This window comes from Pseudomonas sp. NFIX10 (assembly GCF_900111955.1).
Classification (GTDB): domain Bacteria; phylum Pseudomonadota; class Gammaproteobacteria; order Pseudomonadales; family Pseudomonadaceae; genus Aquipseudomonas; species Aquipseudomonas fluorescens_AA.
Window position 1 is genome coordinate 1 of sequence record NZ_FOKH01000058.1, and the last position, 3,198, is coordinate 3,198.

3 protein-coding genes are annotated in these 3,198 nt (G+C 52.0%); 1 reads left to right on the forward strand and 2 read right to left on the reverse strand.

Annotation, left to right across the window (positions count from 1 at the left end; genetic code table 11):
• The first annotated feature begins 555 nt into the window (after positions 1–555).
• A complete protein-coding gene (locus tag BM321_RS31460) occupies positions 556–723 on the forward strand; it encodes a type 2 periplasmic-binding domain-containing protein (protein WP_092446455.1) in 168 nt (55 codons plus the stop codon).
• A gap of 81 nt (positions 724–804) precedes the next feature.
• On the opposite strand, the gene BM321_RS29150 is transcribed toward BM321_RS31460, so the two are convergent.
• Both BM321_RS29150 and BM321_RS29155 read right to left on the reverse strand, forming a co-directional pair.
• Entirely contained in the window at positions 805–1,845 is a 1,041-nt protein-coding gene (locus BM321_RS29150; RefSeq protein ID WP_092446458.1) for a methyl-accepting chemotaxis protein, read from the reverse strand.
• 348 nt (positions 1,846–2,193) lie between these two features.
• A complete protein-coding gene (locus BM321_RS29155; RefSeq protein WP_092446460.1) occupies positions 2,194–2,556 on the reverse strand; it encodes a DUF6124 family protein in 363 nt (120 codons plus the stop codon).
• Positions 2,557–3,198 lie beyond the last annotated feature (642 nt).

The window sequence follows — 3,198 nt, forward strand, 5'->3', positions numbered from 1 at the left end:
CGAGCGACCTCACCTGTCTTTGAAATACAAAACGCCCGATGCGGTGCATCGGGCGTTAGGGTGAAACAGGTGTAAACCTATTTCAGGACTAGACATTCTATTTTCCGATTTCGGAAAAAGGGCCAGTCCTTTCTCAGGGTATGTAGAGGTCAGTCTCAAGTTCTACTCGATAGGTATCGTCCAGTTTTACCTCATAGGTTTTCTGAGTGACGACGTACGTAAAATCGGGAAGGACTTCAAACCTCAGCAGATCGCCTCGGTCTATGGAGTCATCCAAGGTTATCTCCTTGATAGAGGCACTCTTGGAAAGTTTGTGTTCGGGTAGTTTGATTAGGTATGAACGAGCCATTGGATGATTCCTTTTCATGTGTGCGGGGAATCATTCAATGCCTTGCTGATATCCTTCGCTACTGTCAGAAATGACAGTAGCGACAAACGGGAACCAGGCCCGATTACAGCGACGCTTTTGGTCAGAAGCGCTCTGAAGGTTGGGATCCTTCGGACTTGGCTTTGGAAAGGTAATGACCTTGTTGGTGGACTGCTTACGATGAGGTGATGCTAGAGGCGGCGCTCCAAGGGGCCGGCCTTGCATGGACGAATGAGTTCGCTGCACACGCACACCTTGTATCCGGTGCACTCGTACGAGTTCTCGAAGATTGGACACCTCCTTACCCAGGCTTAAGGCTCTACTATCCGGCAAATCGCACATGCCTGCCGGGTTAAGGGCCTTCGTCGATATTGTTCGTGAAACTGTTTTATATTGATCTCGTAGATTTCACCCAAACGCTTTACGGTGCCGACGGGTTACACCTCTGAGGGCAAGTACTGTTCAATGACGCCAAGCCACCCCATACCCGGATATGTTTCAAAGCCAGGCGTTATCGAGTAGCCCTGAATGAGGTTTTTACCCAGGACGCTGTAACCGCTCGATTGGGCTGCTTTAGTCTGTAATTCAATGCTTTCGCCCAGATGATCCTGTGTGTCTGAGCTAGCAATTATTCTGTGGTTGTCGTCGAGTATCATCAATCGACTTCGCGGGCGTTCTTCTTCGCTCAAGCGAACGCCTTTGAGAACGGAGTCGGCTTGATTTTTCCAGTCGAAAAAAATCCCGATAACTCCAATCACAGGTGTCTGTTTTTCGGCCTTGCTGCGCACAGCAGCACTGAATGCGCAGGTGTGTGAGTCGTCAAGAAGCGGCTCGACCGTTACTTGGCCAGCGAAATATTGATCACCTGAAGAGTGAAGCATTGCTCTTTTAAACCATGGTTCCTCCGCGACATTGGCTCCGATGACTCTGCCGAAGGTCCCAGGACGGCCCGAGGCAATGATTCGTCCACTGCTATCAGCGACCCAGATATCCAGGTACACGGTGTAACTGTCGAGAATGATGCCAAGGCGTTCGCTGGCATAGACGCAGTTTTCTGGTGAGTGATTGGTTAGCGCGTCGACCAAGGATGCATCGGTTGCCCACCAGCGCACGTCGCATGTGCGTTCATACAGGTTCCGATCGATGATTTCGATCATGTTTAAGGAAAGATCTGCTAAACGCTGCCCGCGCACGTCAAAGCACATACCACGGCCAAGTGCTGTCAGTTCATTGACCGACACCTGCAGGTCTTCGGTCAGTCCACTGGCAATTTTTGAGATTCGCTCGGAGATATTTTTGACTTCTTCGGCCACCACCGAGAACCCCAGCCCGGCCTTACCTGCATGCGCGGCTTCGATGAGCGCATTGATTGCCAGCAATCGGGTTTGGCGAGTGATCGCCTGTATATCACTGACACCACGATTCGCCAGGGACTCCACTTCCCGTGAAAGGGAGACGATCCGTTCGGGTTCGATCATTTTCTTCTGCTTCTAAGATTATTGATGGCGGCAGCGGGTTGCTTATCAATGAGCGAAGAAAACGGCAAAAAAATGGGCTATAGCTGCCCTCTGAAGTACGAAGGTTTGGACCTTCGTTGACAGTAAGATCGGCTGATGTTGCTGGGGCATTAGGTGAGCCCCAAAAATAAATCCGAATCTCCAACTCGCTTTACGTTTGCTGAAGAGGTGGGGGTCTAGGTCTAGCCAGTCATATGAGCACAGTTATTTAGGTTACTACGTTATGTGTAGTGGATAGGGTCATACATACGGATGTAGAAAAGCGAAAACCCGACGCAAGACGTCGGGCTTCTCGTTAGTGAATAAATACTATTGCCGCGGCTCCACGTTATCCAACACCCGATTCGCCAGCAACGAACTCAGCTCAATCAGCTGCTGAATCCCCTGCGCCACATGACGCCGTGATCCATCCAGATCAAACGCCATATCACTCACCATGGCATCAGCCGAAGCCAGCGTCTCACTGAGGTTGGCGAGCAAACATTCGTTATCGAGGCCTTTCACGACGGTGAATAGTTGCCCCGGTTTGGGATCGTCTTGGGATTTTTCCGATTTCGGTAGCAGGTAGTGATCGAGCACACGTTTGGTGGTTTCGTCTTGCTGCTTGGCTTTGGATTTTGCGGACGTAGAAGTGGAATCTGCCTCTGGCGGATTCGGGGTTATTTTGAACATCGGTGTGGGTCCTCATAGTAGGCCGCACCATCTCGCTACTAAACGAAAGGGTGGCGGCTGTGCGCAAGTTAGTAGACCGGTAACCCACACCAAACCCGGCGCGCCCGAGGGCGCCATGCGCACAGCCACCATCGAGAACAGACAAATGCCTGACTGATGAGACTTGTACAACCAAGGTGGGAGCCGGGCTACTAAACCCGACCACTGATGGGCAGTGGCAGGAAAACAATAGAACCCCGGGACAAGGCGCACAAGCGGGCGGATTCTGGCGTAGTTGTAGGCAAAGGCGCAAGGATTCGTGGGTTGGTGGAGGTGTGTAGGTGGGGGCTGTAGGAGCGGGGTTTACCGGCGATGCGGGAGGCTTGTTTTGGTCTGGAACCGTGTCGATTTCATCGCGAGCGAGCTCGCTCCCACAGGGGGTGGGGGCTGTTGCAGATATGTGTTCACCACCCGGTGTGGCAGCAGGGGGCAGGAGGCCCCTCGCTCTGAACCCGGCCATCGCGTTGTGCCATGTTGATCGTGTTCAGCTTTTTGGGGGCTGCTGCGCAGCCCAGCGGGAGCAAGCTCTTATCAAACAAAAAATAACCCATTGTTTTTGCTTCTAAAAATCATGCTGCTTTGACTAATTGCATGCCCAACTTG